Annotated in this window: 16 protein-coding genes; 9 read left to right on the forward strand and 7 right to left on the reverse strand. The window is 38.6% G+C overall.

The window, feature by feature from the left end; translation table 11 throughout:
* Window positions 1–258 precede the first annotated feature (258 nt).
* On the forward strand, window positions 259–1,842 hold the full coding sequence (locus L3V38_RS04820; protein WP_237118557.1) for an ATP-binding cassette domain-containing protein: 1,584 nt from the start codon (window positions 259–261) through the stop codon (window positions 1,840–1,842).
* Window positions 1,843–1,933: 91 nt separating this feature from the next.
* On the opposite strand, the gene L3V38_RS04825 is transcribed toward L3V38_RS04820, so the two are convergent.
* The 3 genes from L3V38_RS04825 to L3V38_RS04835 all read right to left on the reverse strand — a co-directional run bounded on the left by L3V38_RS04825 (window position 1,934) and on the right by L3V38_RS04835 (window position 3,756).
* Entirely contained in the window at window positions 1,934–2,287 is a 354-nt protein-coding gene (locus L3V38_RS04825) for a type II toxin-antitoxin system PemK/MazF family toxin (protein WP_062569084.1), read from the reverse strand.
* Window positions 2,287–2,541, reverse strand: a complete 255-nt coding sequence (locus L3V38_RS04830) for an AbrB/MazE/SpoVT family DNA-binding domain-containing protein (RefSeq protein WP_062569083.1) — start codon at window positions 2,539–2,541, stop codon at window positions 2,287–2,289. Before L3V38_RS04830 ends, L3V38_RS04825 begins: the two co-directional genes overlap by 1 nt.
* A 372-nt stretch (window positions 2,542–2,913) precedes the next feature.
* Window positions 2,914–3,756 (reverse strand): hypothetical protein, encoded by an 843-nt coding sequence (locus tag L3V38_RS04835; protein ID WP_237118558.1) that lies wholly within the window; start codon window positions 3,754–3,756, stop codon window positions 2,914–2,916.
* A gap of 868 nt (window positions 3,757–4,624) precedes the next feature.
* Between L3V38_RS04835 and L3V38_RS04840 the strand changes: the two genes are divergently transcribed.
* Genes L3V38_RS04840 through L3V38_RS04860 form a run of 5 tightly spaced genes read left to right on the forward strand, consistent with a single transcriptional unit; the run spans window position 4,625 to window position 10,158 of the window.
* Window positions 4,625–5,020 (forward strand): response regulator, encoded by a 396-nt coding sequence (locus L3V38_RS04840; RefSeq protein WP_237118559.1) that lies wholly within the window; start codon window positions 4,625–4,627, stop codon window positions 5,018–5,020.
* Window positions 5,021–5,027: 7 nt separating this feature from the next.
* Window positions 5,028–5,921 carry a MoxR family ATPase gene (locus tag L3V38_RS04845; RefSeq protein WP_237118560.1) on the forward strand — a complete coding sequence of 298 codons (894 nt, stop codon included), beginning with the start codon at window positions 5,028–5,030 and terminating at the stop codon, window positions 5,919–5,921.
* A gap of 3 nt (window positions 5,922–5,924) precedes the next feature.
* On the forward strand, window positions 5,925–6,884 hold the full coding sequence (locus L3V38_RS04850; RefSeq protein ID WP_237118561.1) for a DUF58 domain-containing protein: 960 nt from the start codon (window positions 5,925–5,927) through the stop codon (window positions 6,882–6,884).
* A gap of 2 nt (window positions 6,885–6,886) precedes the next feature.
* Window positions 6,887–8,827, forward strand: a complete 1,941-nt coding sequence (locus L3V38_RS04855; protein ID WP_237118562.1) for a DUF3488 and transglutaminase-like domain-containing protein — start codon at window positions 6,887–6,889, stop codon at window positions 8,825–8,827.
* A gap of 8 nt (window positions 8,828–8,835) precedes the next feature.
* Window positions 8,836–10,158 (forward strand): Na+/H+ antiporter family protein, encoded by a 1,323-nt coding sequence (locus tag L3V38_RS04860; RefSeq protein WP_237118563.1) that lies wholly within the window; start codon window positions 8,836–8,838, stop codon window positions 10,156–10,158.
* Between the two features lie 222 nt (window positions 10,159–10,380).
* Here the strand turns inward: L3V38_RS04860 and L3V38_RS04865 are convergent, their stop codons facing one another.
* Genes L3V38_RS04865 through L3V38_RS04875 form a run of 3 tightly spaced genes read right to left on the reverse strand, consistent with a single transcriptional unit; the run spans window position 10,381 to window position 12,489 of the window.
* Complete coding sequence (locus L3V38_RS04865) at window positions 10,381–10,815, reverse strand: acyl-CoA thioesterase (protein WP_062569076.1); 435 nt, start codon at window positions 10,813–10,815, stop codon at window positions 10,381–10,383.
* 5 nt (window positions 10,816–10,820) lie between these two features.
* On the reverse strand, window positions 10,821–11,639 hold the full coding sequence (locus tag L3V38_RS04870) for a M23 family metallopeptidase (RefSeq protein WP_237118564.1): 819 nt from the start codon (window positions 11,637–11,639) through the stop codon (window positions 10,821–10,823).
* Window positions 11,632–12,489 (reverse strand): 6-carboxytetrahydropterin synthase, encoded by an 858-nt coding sequence (locus L3V38_RS04875; protein ID WP_237118565.1) that lies wholly within the window; start codon window positions 12,487–12,489, stop codon window positions 11,632–11,634. Before L3V38_RS04875 ends, L3V38_RS04870 begins: the two co-directional genes overlap by 8 nt.
* Window positions 12,490–12,696: 207 nt before the next feature.
* Here L3V38_RS04875 and fabA point away from each other — a divergent pair, with 207 nt between their 5' ends.
* A complete protein-coding gene (gene fabA, locus L3V38_RS04880) occupies window positions 12,697–13,212 on the forward strand; it encodes a bifunctional 3-hydroxydecanoyl-ACP dehydratase/trans-2-decenoyl-ACP isomerase (RefSeq protein ID WP_062569073.1) in 516 nt (171 codons plus the stop codon).
* A gap of 72 nt (window positions 13,213–13,284) precedes the next feature.
* On the opposite strand, the gene rmf is transcribed toward fabA, so the two are convergent.
* Window positions 13,285–13,455, reverse strand: coding sequence for a ribosome modulation factor (gene rmf, locus L3V38_RS04885; RefSeq protein ID WP_062569403.1), 171 nt, complete (start codon window positions 13,453–13,455; stop codon window positions 13,285–13,287).
* 367 nt (window positions 13,456–13,822) lie between these two features.
* Here rmf and L3V38_RS04890 point away from each other — a divergent pair, with 367 nt between their 5' ends.
* Window positions 13,823–14,455, forward strand: a complete 633-nt coding sequence (locus L3V38_RS04890; protein WP_237118566.1) for a TetR/AcrR family transcriptional regulator — start codon at window positions 13,823–13,825, stop codon at window positions 14,453–14,455.
* A gap of 61 nt (window positions 14,456–14,516) precedes the next feature.
* Window positions 14,517–15,509: an MDR family oxidoreductase gene (locus L3V38_RS04895; protein ID WP_237118567.1), complete on the forward strand. Its 993-nt coding sequence runs from the start codon at window positions 14,517–14,519 to the stop codon at window positions 15,507–15,509.
* Window positions 15,510–15,531: the final 22 nt, after the last annotated feature.

The raw sequence follows: 15,531 nt of genomic DNA on the forward strand, positions 1-15,531 counted from the left end.
CTAGCATAACTCGTTGCTATTTAGGTATTAACTGGTTATTATCTAACCTCATTTTTTAGGAGTTACCGCCAACATGAACATCTAAACCTGTTATCCAATTTCATTTTTATCTTTTTGGACCAACAGGGTTAGTAGGCGTTGCTCACTATCACTTGCATTATATTTCTCTCGTGTGATCAAACGCTTAATACCAATTCGCTTAATTAAGTAGTCTATTTTGTGGATTGGTATCACTGCCCCTGTAATACAGGAGGCACTATGCCACAACTTCAAGCTTTTAATTTATGTTACCAACATGGCAATGGCGATGTTGTATTTAACGACCTTTCATTCTCACTCACAGCTAAAGTTACTGCCTTAGTCGGCAAAAATGGCTGTGGTAAATCTATATTAGCGTCAATACTCGCTAAGCAAAAAGAGCCTAGCTCTGGCACGGTTGTTTGTAATTCAACCCCTGGCTTTTATCAGCAAATGAACGATGTAAATCAGGCTGAAAACCAAACAATTGCTGAGGCTATTGGCTTAGAGCCAATGTTTAAAGCCCTTGATGCTATAAACCAAGGGCAAGTTACAGAGCAAAATTTAACTTTACTTGAAGGCAATTGGGACTTACCAGAGCGCTTTAACGCAGAGATTTTAAGGCTAGGCGTAAGAAGCAAAACCCCTTACTCATTAAGCAAACATTTAAGTGGCGGCCAGCTCAGCCAATTAAAGCTTTGGGCACTATTTACCTGCATTAAGCCCGATATTTTAATATTGGATGAGCCATCAAACCATCTAGATGCAAAAGGCAAAAGCTGGCTTATAAATCAAATACACAACTTTAAAGGCCAACTATTGCTGATAAGTCACGACATAGAATTGTTAGAACAAGCCCATGAAATTTGGGAGCTAACAACCCTTGGTTTAACACAATATGGCACGAGTTTTTCACAATACCAAACGCAAAAACAGCAACAAGTTCATGCTCTTGAAAACAAGTTAAACCACGTTGTTAAACAGCAAACTAAACTCAAAGCAGAAGAGCAACTACAAAAGCAAAAAGCACAAAAGCGAGCAAACCAAGGTGCAAAACTTAGAAAGTCTGGCAGCCAACCCAAAAAGTTAATGGATACTAAAAAAGATAAAGCCAGCGCTAATTTGTCATCGCAAAGTAAAAACACCGCCAAGCGGGAAGGTGCGCTCACTCGTAATGAACAAGAGCTTTCTAGCCAGCTTGAACAAACTAAAGCGCAGCAATTTTATTTAGCGCAATCTGTTGAGATTAAACAGCACAAAGTACTTAGCCTGGAGGACGTTCTATTAGCGAACGGCACACAAAAACCGCTTAATTTACAGGTATTCAGTGATGATAAAATTCATTTAAAGGGCGCAAATGGCACTGGTAAATCAACCTTACTTAAAACCCTGAACCACGACATACCAGCAAAAGCAGGGCAGTTACATTGCAATCAAGCACTCTATTATTTAGACCAACATTTTACATTAATAAACGACGAGCTAACCCTGCTTGAAAACATCATGCTTTACTGCAAAAACCTAGATGAGAGTACCGCGCGTACTCTACTTGCCAGTATTGGCTTTAGAAAAGACGCTGTTTTTAAACACACCGCATTTTTAAGTGGTGGCGAGAAAATGAAGCTCGCCATGTGTATCGTCAGTAATATTAAAAGCACTGCATTTTTGTTATTAGATGAGCCCGATAATCATCTCGACCTTGAATCAAAACAGCTCTTGGCTCAGTCATTACAGGGTTATAAAGGCGGGTTTATACTCGTAAGCCATGATAAATACTTTGTAGAAAGCATTGGTTGTAGTAGGCAAATTGCGCTAACACCCTAAAAGTAGGCCGTCTAACAACGGCCTCATAATATTGGCTTTTTATAATCTTCACTAAATTAGTTAGCTTGCTCGATGTGTAATATTCCCATTATTATTCATCGAATAACGACTCAGCCCCAATCAACGGGATTAACCGTAGCAAAACATCTTCCATTACACCATTTTCAGCAGTGGTAATTTTCTTCGCGCTGCGGTCTTTCCACGAAAGTGTTTGGATCAAACTTGACGTTACAACACTTGGTTTGTCGAGGTTATTTACTGGTACTTCGGTAGCTTGCCCCCGAATACTGGTACTAATCGGGCAGCAAATTAACAACCCCGTTTGCTGATTATATTCTTTACTTGAAAGGACTAATGCAGGGCGATACTTCCCGATCTCTTTACCTCTCACGGGCTCAAAATCTAGCCAAATAATTTCATTGCGTGTAGGTACATACTGAGCCATTACTCACCCAACTCTTTACCCGATACTAACGCCAGTTCATCAGCATGAGCTGTATGAGCATCTAAACCATTCAATAGCTCCTTTTCACTGAACGGAAAGCGCTTCTTTTGACGTTTGATTGGTTCAATAATAATTTTTTTTCCATCGGCTTTAACCTCAATGTCAGCGCCTTCAACTAAGCCGAGTTGCTTGATGAAAGCGGCAGGAATTATATTGCCAAGACTATTACCGATTTTTCGTACTTGAGTGCGCATATTTCACCCCATTAGTAGGTACATTGTTATAACATGATTAATTGTACGCCGCCTATTGTTAGTGTCAACTTTGTTATAACTAATGGCTAAATTAGCCGCCACTGATAAGTGTGACGCTAACTCACGATTAAAGCCGCAACACAACATTTTAATTGATGCTTAAACCGAGTAGGGCATGGCTGTCAAGGCTCATTATGTACCACAATCGAAGAATTATAGTTAAAAAGCCTGTCCTGCAGGATGAATATAAAAACGCATTTGAAAATAGAAAACTATAAAAAAGGGTTTTGATATATCAAAGGCGGGGGCATCGTCACCCCAGACGGAATGACAATAAAAAAGGCCGCTTAATCGTGGCTTTTTTGGGAAATTTTAAGAGTTGGGTGTAATCAATTGAGGCCTCATAATTACCTTTGATTTCACATCACAGTTACCACAACATATGTCGAGCCTATCCTCGAACCGCAACTCTTGGAAATTTCTGGCAGGAACAACTAACTCCTCACCACAGCCAGAACATGAAAACTTGATAACCTTTCTAATAATTTCGAAGCTATTATTTTTCTTTTCAATGAGGTAGCTTTCTACGCAATTCGGGTTTATGCAGCTCAAAACAGTTCTATCTTGCAAGTTTTTTATAGGTCTTTTTAATTTAGTGTCGCAAGCAAGACAATTAAAGCTTAACTCCTCACCAAAAGAACCTCCCATCAACAGGTTACCCTTGATGTCCGATAGAAATGAAATAACGTCTTCAACTTTCTTTCTGATAATTTCTTTTTTACCATATATATTAATATCTCCTGAAGATATGCTTGGCACTGGTATATGCAAAGCAACTCTAGCTAGACTGTTATATAGCTTATCTAGTTTTCTTAATTTAAGTTCTGATTGAGTCCCAAGAGATGTATATGCTATCGATTCATATTCTTCTTTCGTTGCTGGAGATCTCCCATTTATCTTTTCGGCTGATATTGATACTGAGAACTCTTTTGAAACATTATGATCTATTTGCTCTGAAATCTGCTTAATAATGTGTTTGGGTTTCCAAGTAGATAAGTCACTCTTTGATAGGTAAGGGAAGTAGAGTTTAAATCGCTCGTAACATAGATACTCTAATGTTAGTCTGCATTCTAAAGCTGCATAAGTAAGACTTTCCTCAGTATCCTGCTTTAAAAGTGCGTTTATGAGTTCGATTCTTTTGGTTATATCCAACACTAAAGAGCTCCTTGGCTAGATTTTCAAACAACTTGCTATATTGGAATTGTAGATTTTTAGCTTACCCCATACGGTTAGAAAGTCCAATTTGTGTAAGTTGGTAAAAGCAATATTCAAAGTCGTTTCAAAAAGGCTTAGATTAGTAATATAAAAAAGCGAGCAATAAAAACCGCGGCAAGGCCTAAGCAGTTTTTTTGTCACCGTATTTTAAAACAATATCCTTGAGGGCTAGTTGATCGCCCATTTTAATTAAGTCATTACCAATGATATTCAGCGTTTAGCTTACTTAGAAAAATCGTACAGTTATTCAATTTGAGCTTGTAGGGCATCTACGCGGCTTTCGTTATTACGAACAGCTTGTTGTAGGAATAAATCATAGTAATGAACTTAAAGCCATAACGGTTACTGGCTGTGAAAACAAAATTGTTTTTATGTTTTTTGATAAACATACAAGAAAAACATTTCAAATCTAGGTTTGTAAAAATTCACCGTTGTGGACTTATTGGAATGAAGTCAGTTTGGTTGAAAATTTACAAAGTAAAAATGAGCATCTCATAAAAAGTTAGAAATCATGAAAACCCAAATTAACCAAAAAAGGGGCTGAAAAACCTTAAAATCTAACGACTAATGAACCTACTTATAAAGATAAATACAGAATTTAACATAATATAAATTATAGGAAGTTAAGTATCTATATATAGTCATACCTATCCTCTATGTATACTAAGTCCAATACTAGACGGTATCGGACATTAAGGAGGTGTTTTATCATATTATTCATTTTATTAGTATCTGTTTCTTGAGCTTACTTATCTCATGACTTATATTAAAACTATCAACTTGAGATGTAACGATAAGATGTAACAATATGGAATTTGTGAAGCCGTTGGAACCTATTTTGATAATTGATGATATGCAAGACATCAGAGATTATCTAAACCAAATTTTGACTGGTCTTGGCTTTGAAGATATTTTAGAAAGTCGAGATTTTGAATCAGCTAAAACTGTTATCGAAGAAAAGTCACCGAATGTTATCTTTCTTGATATTGAGCTACCCAATACTGATGGTACGGAAATTTTTGAATACTTAAACGACCATCATCCACATACACATGTTGTTATGTGCTCTGGCCATAACAGTCTTGAGAATGTTCAAAATACTTGGGAACTTGGTGCTAAAGGTTTTATCGCCAAACCATTCAACGCAAAAAAAGTCGACTCTGTTATGAAACGTCTAGAATTGATGGAAACCATAACAAATTAAGTAGTTTATGAATTCGACAATCCAACTCATTATAGATGACCTATCAACGATTATTTTTGGTAAGCAACAACAAATCAAACTCGCCCTTACGTGTTTATTTAGTGAAGGCCACCTGTTAATTGAAGATTTACCAGGCATGGGAAAAACCACGTTATCTCATGCACTTGCCGCAGTGCTTGGCTTGTCGTATCAACGTATACAATTTACCAGTGACTTATTACCTTCTGACATTCTTGGTACTAACATCTTTGATGCTAAAGAACATAGTTTTTCATTTCATCAAGGTCCTGTATTTAGCCAAGTTGTTTTAGGCGATGAAATTAACCGTGCAGGTCCTAAAACACAAAGTGCACTGTTAGAAGCAATGGAAGAAAAACAAGTAACGGTAGATTCGGTTAAACACGCCCTACCATCACCATTTTTTGTGATTGCTACGCAAAATCCTGTGCATCAATCTGGCACTTATCCGTTACCAGAATCACAATTAGACCGCTTTTTCATGCGTATTAGTTTAGGCTTTCCTGATAAACACGCTGAGAAAAACCTCATTTTAGGCTTAAACAATCGTAATTATGATGACTTGCCTGTTCGCATTAATCCTGAGCAACTTGCTGTTATTCAAAAAGAAATTAATACGGTAACGGTAAGCAACGCAGTGGTTGATTATATCCTTGAGCTCGTTGCGTTTACTCGCCAAGATAATCATTTTGTAAACCCACTATCTCCAAGAGCCAGTATTGCGCTTGCCCGCGCTGCGAAGTCATGGGCGTATATTGAAGGTCGTGATTTTGTAATGCCTGAAGATGTACAAGCGGTTTTTCCAAGTGTGACTGATCACAGACTTGGTTTAAACGCGGGTGACAGTGGCTATGCACTTAAACATGTGCCTGTAAGCTTATAAAACATGTTTAAGCGCTCTGCTTTTGTTAATCAATTTCGTCGTTTCGTTTTTAATAAGTTATTAAAAAACAAGCATAAAACTAACGAAATTGAACTCCAACATAAAACCATTTATGTATTACCTTCAAAACTCGGTGGGCAGTTTTTACTGATTGCACTACTTAATTTTGTAATGGGCATTAACTATCAAAACAACCTGATTTTAGCCATGGCGTATTTAATGGTGGTGGTTTTGGTGTTTGCGATACTCACTGGCTATAAAAATGTGCGAGGTTTGTCGGTTAAATACCAGTCAGTAAACGAAAGTTATGCGCCAGAAACTCCTCTTGCGCGTTTTCAAGTACAAGCACAATCACACTGTGAACTTATAAAATTCGTTAATGACAACCTTGAATCTGAAACTGTGTCACTACAAAATAAAGAGAAAAAGACCGTTGAAATAGCACTTAAATACAGTGAACGTGGTGCTTATGACTTTGATAGAGTTAAAATTATTAGTCACTTTCCATTTGGTTTAGTGTCTGTGTGGAGTTACATAGAGCCAACAGAAACGGTGTATGTTTACCCACAGCCTATCGCTTCTGAAAAGCTTGATACTCAGCTCCATGACAATGACGAACACGACGGCGATAACGCACAAGTTAAAGCGGGTAATGATGACTTTCATCAACTTACCCCTTTTGTGCAAGGTACAGCGCTTAATAAGGTATCGTGGAAACACTACGCTAAAACTCAGCAGCTATTAACGAAAGAGTTTACCAGTGATGCATCACAGGAATTAGCGCTTAATTTCAATATGTTAACTGGCAATAACGAACAACGTTTAAGCCAATTATGCTTTTTGGTAAACCAATTAACCGGTCAACACATGGCTTTTTCGTTAACCTTGCCCAAGAAATACATTGCTAAAGGCCAAGGGATCAATCATCAAAAAGCCTGCCTGCAAGCATTAGCGGAGTTTTAATTATGAATACGCCGCTTATAAATACTGTTTTATCACTGCTGTTTATTGTTATCAGTGGTTTTTTGTTTACTGAAGTACCTACTCCATTTTTAGCCATATTAGCTGGCTTAAGCTTTTTAAACCTGTTTTTAGGTAAGTTTTATAAAAAACTAAATGGATTGGTGGCAAATATTTTGGCTGCAGTTAGCTTAATTGCTTTATTTGTTCTGGTTGGTGTGAGCGATACGGTAAAGTTGTTTGTATCCATGATGCTACTTGCTAGCAACTTTAAATTGTTACAAGCGAAAACCGTTAAACAGTTTCAAACTGTGTGTTTACTGGTGTTTTTTAACCTTTCAACGGTGTATTTGTTTCATCAAGGGTTATTTGAAACCTTGGTAGTCAGTGTACTTTATATTGTTAACTTCGCGGTACTTGGCTATTTAACTAGCCCGCAAAGCTTTAAGGCCGCTAACAAACAAAGTGTTAAAACCATTCTACTGGCCTTACCCATAGCAGCATTTTTGATTTTGTTTTTACCCAAACTACCTGCATTTTGGCAGCTACCGGGGCCCAAGCTTGCTAAAACGGGTTTATCAGAACAAGTTAACCCCTTTTCTATTGCGAAATTAGCTGAGTCAGATGACTTGGTTTTTCGGGTAGAACAACAGCCAGGGCAAGTCCTACAAGCCCCCTATTACTGGCGAAGCCTTATTCATGATGAATTTAATGGTAGTGACTGGTTAATATCGGATATTTTAAAATCTCAACAATTTAACCCAATTCGCCGTACAATTACTCAAAGTAATAGCGTTAATTATCAGGTTATTGCAGAGCCCTCATCTTCAAATTGGCTATTTGCCCTTGGCTTTGCACAAAGTACTAATTCAGATGTGCACTCAACCTACAATGGCTTGTTAAAACGTAAAGGTAACTTAAACAAAAACATTAAATACGCGGTAACCAGCAGTGAGGCTATGCTGAGCCTGAATGCCTTTGAAAAACGCATTTATACCCGCTTACCGAACACAACCAATCCACAAACAACAGCATTGGCTAAAGAGTTGGCTGCTAAGCATGAAAATGCGCAAGGTTACTTTAACGCGCTACTTGATTACTTTAATCAGCAGCAGTTTGCTTACACATTAACACCTACGCCAATGTATGGTGATAATACGTTAGACCAGTTTGTGTTTGATACCAAACGTGGTTTTTGTGGACATTATGCCAGCACGGCTGCATTTATGTTTCGTGTCGCTGGTTACCCTGCCCGTGTTGTGTCTGGATATTTAGGGGGTGAACAAACTAAAGCCGCTACGCTTAACATTTACCAATATGATGCGCATGCATGGGTTGAAGTGTTCTTCGACCAAAAATGGCACATATTCGATGCAACCGCTGTTGTTGCCCCAGAGCGTTTAAATGGTTCACTATCACAACTGGGGGATTTAAACGAAAGCTTTAACGACAATCTTAACTTTGGTCTAAAGCGCTGGAGCCATTTTAAAGCTATAAACTGGCTTAGAATTCACCTTGAAGAGCTCGACTATAAATGGACTAACTGGGTGCTTACGTTTGACCAAGAATCACAACAAAGTTTATTTGACTCACTGTTTGGTAATAAATCAGCATGGCTTACGCCATTAGTTGTGTTAGGTACTTTATTACTGAGCTTTACTGGCTATTTTTTATATAGTAAGCGCCCAGTTCGAAGTAGCGAACCATTGGTTGATGACATCACTAAGCTTTATCAGTGGTCTAAAAAGCAAGGGTTTGAGCCTTTTGAAACCAACACACCACTACAAAATATCGCTTTGATCAGACAGCAAAAGCCTGTGTTGGAGCCTTATTTAAACGAGTTTGAGCAAATAATCGTCGAAGTACGCTATCAACAACAATCATATACTCAAAATCGCAAAAACCGTGTGCGAGTTCTGTTAAACTCTCTCAAAATAGCCAAATAGAGAACAATATGAATGCAGTAATTGTCGGCGTTATGTTGATGCTGGTTTTAACGCTTTGTCGAATTAATGTCATTGTCGCGATGACCGTGAGTGCCATTGTTGCGGGCTTAACCGCAGGCCTTGGTTTAACTGAAACTGTTAATGCATTCAATGATGGCTTATCGGGTGGTGCTGAAATAGCGCTTAGCTATGCGATGTTAGGTGCGTTTGCGGTGGCTATTTCTAAGTCGGGTTTAACACGTATTTTAGCGTCTAAGTTACTTAAGCAAGTAAACGAGAATAGTCATAGAGGCGAAACGACACTTAGTTATCTTATATTAAGTATTATTTTACTCTGTGCGATTTCATCGCAAAATTTAATACCTGTGCATATAGCCTTCATCCCAATACTTATTCCGCCATTGCTGATTGTATTTAATAAATTGCGCCTCGATAGACGCGCTATTGCATGTATTTTAACCTTCGGATTAGCCACTTCTTATATGGTATTACCTTATGGTTTTGGTGGCATTTACTTATACTCCATTTTACACAAAAACCTCACTGAAAATGGCTTAGAGATTGTTAATACACAAGTGCCGATGGCAATGATCATTCCAGCTATTGGAATGTTATTTGGTTTATTGGTTGCGGTATTTATCAGCTATCGGAAACGCCGTAGTTATGAGTCTCATAGCCTAACAGAGCAACAACAAGAGGTTGTGATTGAGCAGCCTAAAAAGGTGTTAGCTGTTGGTATTGCTGCCGTACTTTGCTCTTTAATCGCACAAAATATTAGTGGTTCTATGATCTTAGGCGGCCTTGTTGGTGTAGCGATATTTACCTTGTTTGGTGTTGTAAAGCTTGAGCAAAACGGCGATGTATTCAGTAAAGGCATTGCTATGATGGCGATGATTGGTTTTATTATGATCTCAGCACAGGGCTTTGCTTCTGTGATGAAAGCTACGGGTGATGTCGCTTCATTAGTTACCTCTGCCGCAGGAATGATTGAAGGTAACAAACCACTTGCCGCAGCATTAATTTTACTAGTTGGCTTATTAATCACTATGGGCATTGGTAGCTCGTTTTCAACAGTGCCTATTATAGCCACCCTGTTTGTACCACTTTGTATGGAACTTAATTTTTCGATAATGGCAACCGCTGCATTGGTTGGTACCGCGGGCGCTTTAGGTGATGCAGGCTCCCCTGCCTCAGACTCAACACTTGGCCCAACATCAGGCCTAAACGCGGATGGTCAACACGACCATATTTGGGATTCTGTGGTACCTACTTTTATCCACTTTAATATTCCGCTACTTATTGCAGGCTGGGTTGCGGCTATGGTTTTGTAACTAGATAAACAGTGTAGCTTCTTTTAATGGGGCTACACTAAACTATTCTAAAAAAATAAAAAGAAAGAAATCCCTCATACATCTATTCCTTGTACACACCTTGCTAAATTATTTTAACAGTTGTTGAAGGTAACTTTTAATACTTTTAGTATGATGTGTTCTTTGTATATTATAAATTAAGCACCCGAAGGTACTTAATTTATTTAAAACTTATAGTAAGTGTTATTCGAAACCATTGATCATCTTATCGCAAACTACCGGTGTTGGTCTGTGGTTATCATCAACAGCTACGAACGTGAAGCTACCTGAAATAGCTAAATGCTTGTCATCTTTATGCATTCTTTCTAAAAAGATTTCTACGTCTACTTTAAGGCTGGTATTGCCAACGTGAACAACTTTTGAGATTAGCTCGGCGAATGTACCTGCCGGAATAGCCTCTTTAAAATCAACACGGTCAGACGAAATCGTTACAAGTGGCTTACGACAAAAACGGGTTGCTGCAATAAAGGCGACTTCATCCATCCAAGCTAGCGCATCTCCACCAAACAATGTGTTATGGTGATTTGTACGGCCTGGGAAAACAGTTTTTGTTACTGACGTTGTTGAGTCAATAATACGCTGTGCAATAATAGCGTCACGATCGATTTGTTGTGTCATAGTCTCTACTTTTCATTAGCTAATGTGTCTTGCATCATTAGCGCAGGGTCAAGGCGTTCGTTTTTCCAATTAAAACGCCAGTCTAAATGAGGGCCGGTAACTCGGCCTGTTGCGCCGATCTCAGCAATTTTGTCACCACGCGTAATTTCATCCCCTACTTTTACATCCAATTTGCTTAAATGAATATAAGTCGAGGTAACGCCATGGCCATGGTCAAGAATTAAGGTACCGCCAGAGTAGTATAAATCGGCATCAGCAAACACCACCGTACCACTTACTGGTGCATACACAGGGCTGCCTGTTTTATTGGCAATGTCTAAACCAAAATGCGGGCGGCGAGGCTCACCATTAAAGTAGCGCTGGCTACCATAAACACCTGAAATACGTCCACTTGCAGGCTTATAAACCGGATCTAAAAAGTATCGTAAGTCAGAATTTACTTGTCTAGCTTTACGTACTGCAACAGCTTCACGGCTAATACGCTCAGACACTTCTTTAGGTGGCGAAACATATTTTTTTGCAACACCGGTGATTTTATCAATTTTGTAATCACGCTTAGTGATTACAATTGCTTGCTCGTGGCTCACACCAGCACTATTAACCCAAGAGAGGTTATGATTCGTATCTGCATCACGGCCAAAGCCAAATACAAACTCACCATTTGTTGAAAGCTTAAGTTGCTCGCCATTGAAACTAACACTTTTAGCGCCTTCAATTTGGCCAGTTACTAAACCGCCTTGAGTTAAATGTCCTTTTAATTCAACAGCACTTGCAGTTAAAGAAAATAATCCTGCAAATGCTGCTATTAGTAATCCTTTATGCATAACTAATAGACCCTTTGCCAACCCCTTCGTAGGCTGTAATTTTTACTTCTGATTCAGGGTATTGGTTTTTAACTTGTGAACTTAAATAATCAGCAATACATTCAACTGTCGTATCGCAAGGTAAAATGTCGCAGCGTGATTTATCTATCACCATTTCAAAATAACCTTGCTGTGATGTATAGGCAAAACACACATCGTTACTCTCAGCACTTATATGTTGAAGTTCAGCTTTACTTATTTCATCTTCAGCTGTCGCTAAGTAAATATCTTGCCATTTATCTGCCCACTCTTTTTGTAAGCGAGGCATAGCCATACCGTCAAGGCTAATTCCAATTTGTGAGCGATGACCATGGATAATACGCTGGCAATTACCATCGTGCTTTTTAAGGCCGTGGCTGTAATGATAGTAGAAGCTTTGGCTATGTTCTGGCTTTAAGCTAATTTCGATTTTTTCGATATTATTAGGAAGCTGGGGCATTATCGTTTTAATTAAAAACTCAGTCACTGAGTTTTCATCAATGATATCAGCATCTATAGAACAAAAGGCTTGATTTGGTGCACTCATTGCTAAGTGATAATTATCACCGAAGTGACAATCTAGCACGCTATGCTCTGCATGCTGTGTTAGTGAACCATTTAATTTTTCTGGCACAGCAAGTTTATGGTCAATACAGTCATCAATAATGCCTTTAATTTGCTTTTTAACTAAACCAAAATCCAGCACCATCGACTCATCATTCAACTGACCATGTAGAGTTAAATCCACAATCCAGCTCTCGCCAACTGCGCCGCGTTTATTACACAAGTAAGAAAAATCAATCACTGTCAGTGAGTTTACAAAAAGGATCATAAATTTCCTTTAGACTGGTTAAAGAATCACAGCAATTATAATGATTTTTACTTCACAATGCGCGGTTTTATCTCCCTTTATCTGTAACAGTTTAATTAAGTGGTCATAAAACAAGCTGAAAATATAAATTATTTAACTGCTCCGAGTTGTTTAGCGTACAAGTGTACGCTAAAGTACATGGCAATTTCTAAGCGACGAATAAGAGTTATGGAACCTAAAAACAGCTATACAAAAGAAGAACTAATCCTTTGCGGTCAAGGTGAAATGTTTGGTGAAGGCAACTGCCGCCTACCTAGCGACAACATGCTTATGATGGATCGCATCGTTTCAATTACTGAAGATGGCGGCGAGCACGGTAAAGGCCAGATCGTTGCCGAGTTAGATATTAACCCTGATCTTTGGTTCTTTGACTGCCACTTTAAAGGTGACCCTGTTATGCCTGGTTGTCTAGGCCTTGATGCAATGTGGCAATTAGTTGGTTTCTTCCTTGGTTGGTCTGGTGGTCCTGGTCTTGGCCGTGCACTCGGTGTAGGTGAAGTTAAATTCACAGGTCAAATCCTACCAACAGCTAAAAAAGTTACTTATCGTTTAGACATGAAACGTGTTATCAAACGTAAATTATTCATGGGTATGGCTGATGGTACTGTAGAAGTAGATGGCCGTGTAATCTATGAAGCGAAAGATCTTAAAGTAGGTCTTTTCCAAGATACAACTGCATTCTAATTTTTTACTTGTTTGCAGATACAAAAAAGCCCCTGCATGGGGCTTTTTTGCGTAAATTAACAGGTGCCTATATTAAGTTTTAAACATATTGCGGTTTTCAATTGCTTCGCGCCAGCCGCCTAACCATTCAGATTTAGGGTCGATTTGTTGATAAGGGCATTGATCTTTGGAACGGCCTGCCAAGCCTGCTTTATAACCTTGAGAATGAGCTCTTTCTAAACGATCTCTTTTCTGTCTCTTCATAGGTAATATCCTCACCTTTTATATTTATAGATATGTAGCGAAATTGACATCTACATTTAATGAATAGTTAATAAAACTGTTAAATTCAAATAGCAAAAAGCAATTAAATAAATTGACAACAAGTAACATGCTGATGCTCAACTGAATTAACATTTTAAATGACTAAGTGGTCGTACCTCTCATCTAAAACCACCTATAAATACACTTAAATTCGGCTAAAAATTTTATCTCTTTTAGCTTCATAATTGTGACCTAAGCCGTTTCGGCAAAGTTCCCATTTAAATTGTAATCATGACAAATTTATGATGATTACAATTTAGGCAATTAATTACTTGCATATTAAAAACCGATCGGTCTAATATTAAGTATGCAAACAAATAACACAACGCCAAGCCGTCGTGGCAGGCCACCAAAAATAGCACGTTCAAATGCAGATACTCGCGCTCTTTTAATTAATACGGGTTTAGCTGTATTAACTGAAAAAGGCTTTAGTGCAACCGGCATTGATTTAATCTTAAAATCAGCGCAGGTACCTAAGGGCTCTTTTTATCATTACTTCAAAAGTAAGAATGATTTTGGCTTAGCACTTATTGATGCTTACGACAGCTATTTTCAAGCAAAGTTAAAACGCCATCTAACTGATGAAAAAATAAACCCGCTTGAAAGAGTTGTACTGTTTGCTAACGACGCCAAACACGGCATGACAAAGTTTGAGTTTAAGCGTGGCTGCTTAATTGGCAATTTAAATCAAGAACTCAGTTACCTTGATGAGCCAATGATAGAACGTATTAAGCAAGCTTACATCAGCTGGCAAGCTTTAATTGAGCAGTGCCTAGTTGACGCAAAGCAGCAAAAGCAAATACCTCAATCATCAGATTGTAAGATGCTTGCTGAGTTTTTCTGGATCGGCTGGGAAGGCGCAGTAATGCGCTCTAAACTTGATAAATCAAGTGAACCACTCACCCTTTATACAGCACAATTTTTACGCTTAATTTTATAAAGCCGTTTTAATACGGTTTTATTTCAACCATTAAAAGACGATCGGTCTAAAAGGAGTCAACATGACAACATCAGTAAAATCGGTAGTTATCAACAAAGATGATCAAGGTTATTGTGCCCAGTACACTGACTTTCCTATAGAGAGCATCCACCAGCACGATGTAAATATTGATGTTGACTACAGTACGTTAAATTACAAAGATGCCTTAGCGATTACTGGTAAAGGCCCTGTAGTAAGAACATTTCCTATGATCCCTGGGATTGACCTTGCAGGCACAGTGACAGAGTCTAAGAGCGATGAATTTAAAGTTGGTGATAAAGTCCTGTTAAATGGCTTTGGTGTTGGGGAAAAATACTTAGGTGGTTTGAGTTCAAAAGCGTCTATGAGTGCAGATTGGCTTATCCCCCTCCCCGTTAATTTAACACCAAAACAGGCAATGCAAATTGGTACGGCAGGTTATACCGCAATGCTGAGTATTATCGCCCTAGAAAAACAAGGTATTACACCACAAAGCGGCGAAATACTTGTCACCGGTGCTAATGGTGGTGTAGGCAGTTTTGCAATCTACTTATTAAATAAGCTTGGCTTTGATGTGGTTGCAACAACAGGTCGAATGAATGAAGCAGACCACCTTAAAAAATTAGGCGCAAAACGCGTTTTATCTCGTGAAGAATTCTCAGCACCTAGTAAACCACTGGCAAAAGAGCAATTTGCTGGCGCAATTGATTCTGTTGGCAGCCACACCCTTGCCAATGTATGTGCATCTATTAAATACGGTGGTGTTGTAACAGCATGTGGATTAGCACAAGGTATGGACTTTCCGGCAACGGTAGCACCGTTTATCCTTCGTGGCATTAGTCTTATGGGCATAGATAGTGTAATGCGCCCAAAAGCCGACCGAATTGAAGCATGGCAACGTTTAAGTGAGTTAGTTGAAGCTCAGTACCTCGATGCTATTTCGCAAGAAATTCCACTTTCTAATGCCGTTGCAAATGCCGAAGCCCTATTAAAAGGTGAAATTCGCGGCCGTTTAGTGGTTAATTGCAAAGAATAGGTGCGGATATAAACATTCTTAG

Source organism: Pseudoalteromonas sp. L1, assembly GCF_021728095.1.
GTDB lineage: Bacteria > Pseudomonadota > Gammaproteobacteria > Enterobacterales > Alteromonadaceae > Pseudoalteromonas.

What these genes read in the sequence shown, in the direction of transcription:
- L3V38_RS04820 (WP_237118557.1), top strand. Translation starts at nt 259, where the DNA reads ATGCCACAACTTCAAGCTTTTAATTTATGTTACCAACATGGCAATGGC.
- L3V38_RS04825 (WP_062569084.1), bottom strand. Translation starts at nt 2,287, where the DNA reads ATGGCTCAGTATGTACCTACACGCAATGAAATTATTTGGCTAGATTTT.
- L3V38_RS04830 (WP_062569083.1), bottom strand. Translation starts at nt 2,541, where the DNA reads ATGCGCACTCAAGTACGAAAAATCGGTAATAGTCTTGGCAATATAATT.
- L3V38_RS04840 (WP_237118559.1), top strand. Translation starts at nt 4,625, where the DNA reads ATGGAATTTGTGAAGCCGTTGGAACCTATTTTGATAATTGATGATATG.
- L3V38_RS04845 (WP_237118560.1), top strand. Translation starts at nt 5,028, where the DNA reads ATGAATTCGACAATCCAACTCATTATAGATGACCTATCAACGATTATT.
- L3V38_RS04850 (WP_237118561.1), top strand. Translation starts at nt 5,925, where the DNA reads ATGTTTAAGCGCTCTGCTTTTGTTAATCAATTTCGTCGTTTCGTTTTT.
- L3V38_RS04855 (WP_237118562.1), top strand. Translation starts at nt 6,887, where the DNA reads ATGAATACGCCGCTTATAAATACTGTTTTATCACTGCTGTTTATTGTT.
- L3V38_RS04860 (WP_237118563.1), top strand. Translation starts at nt 8,836, where the DNA reads ATGAATGCAGTAATTGTCGGCGTTATGTTGATGCTGGTTTTAACGCTT.
- L3V38_RS04865 (WP_062569076.1), bottom strand. Translation starts at nt 10,815, where the DNA reads ATGACACAACAAATCGATCGTGACGCTATTATTGCACAGCGTATTATT.
- L3V38_RS04870 (WP_237118564.1), bottom strand. Translation starts at nt 11,639, where the DNA reads ATGCATAAAGGATTACTAATAGCAGCATTTGCAGGATTATTTTCTTTA.
- L3V38_RS04875 (WP_237118565.1), bottom strand. Translation starts at nt 12,489, where the DNA reads ATGATCCTTTTTGTAAACTCACTGACAGTGATTGATTTTTCTTACTTG.
- fabA (WP_062569073.1), top strand. Translation starts at nt 12,697, where the DNA reads ATGGAACCTAAAAACAGCTATACAAAAGAAGAACTAATCCTTTGCGGT.
- rmf (WP_062569403.1), bottom strand. Translation starts at nt 13,455, where the DNA reads ATGAAGAGACAGAAAAGAGATCGTTTAGAAAGAGCTCATTCTCAAGGT.
- L3V38_RS04890 (WP_237118566.1), top strand. Translation starts at nt 13,823, where the DNA reads ATGCAAACAAATAACACAACGCCAAGCCGTCGTGGCAGGCCACCAAAA.
- L3V38_RS04895 (WP_237118567.1), top strand. Translation starts at nt 14,517, where the DNA reads ATGACAACATCAGTAAAATCGGTAGTTATCAACAAAGATGATCAAGGT.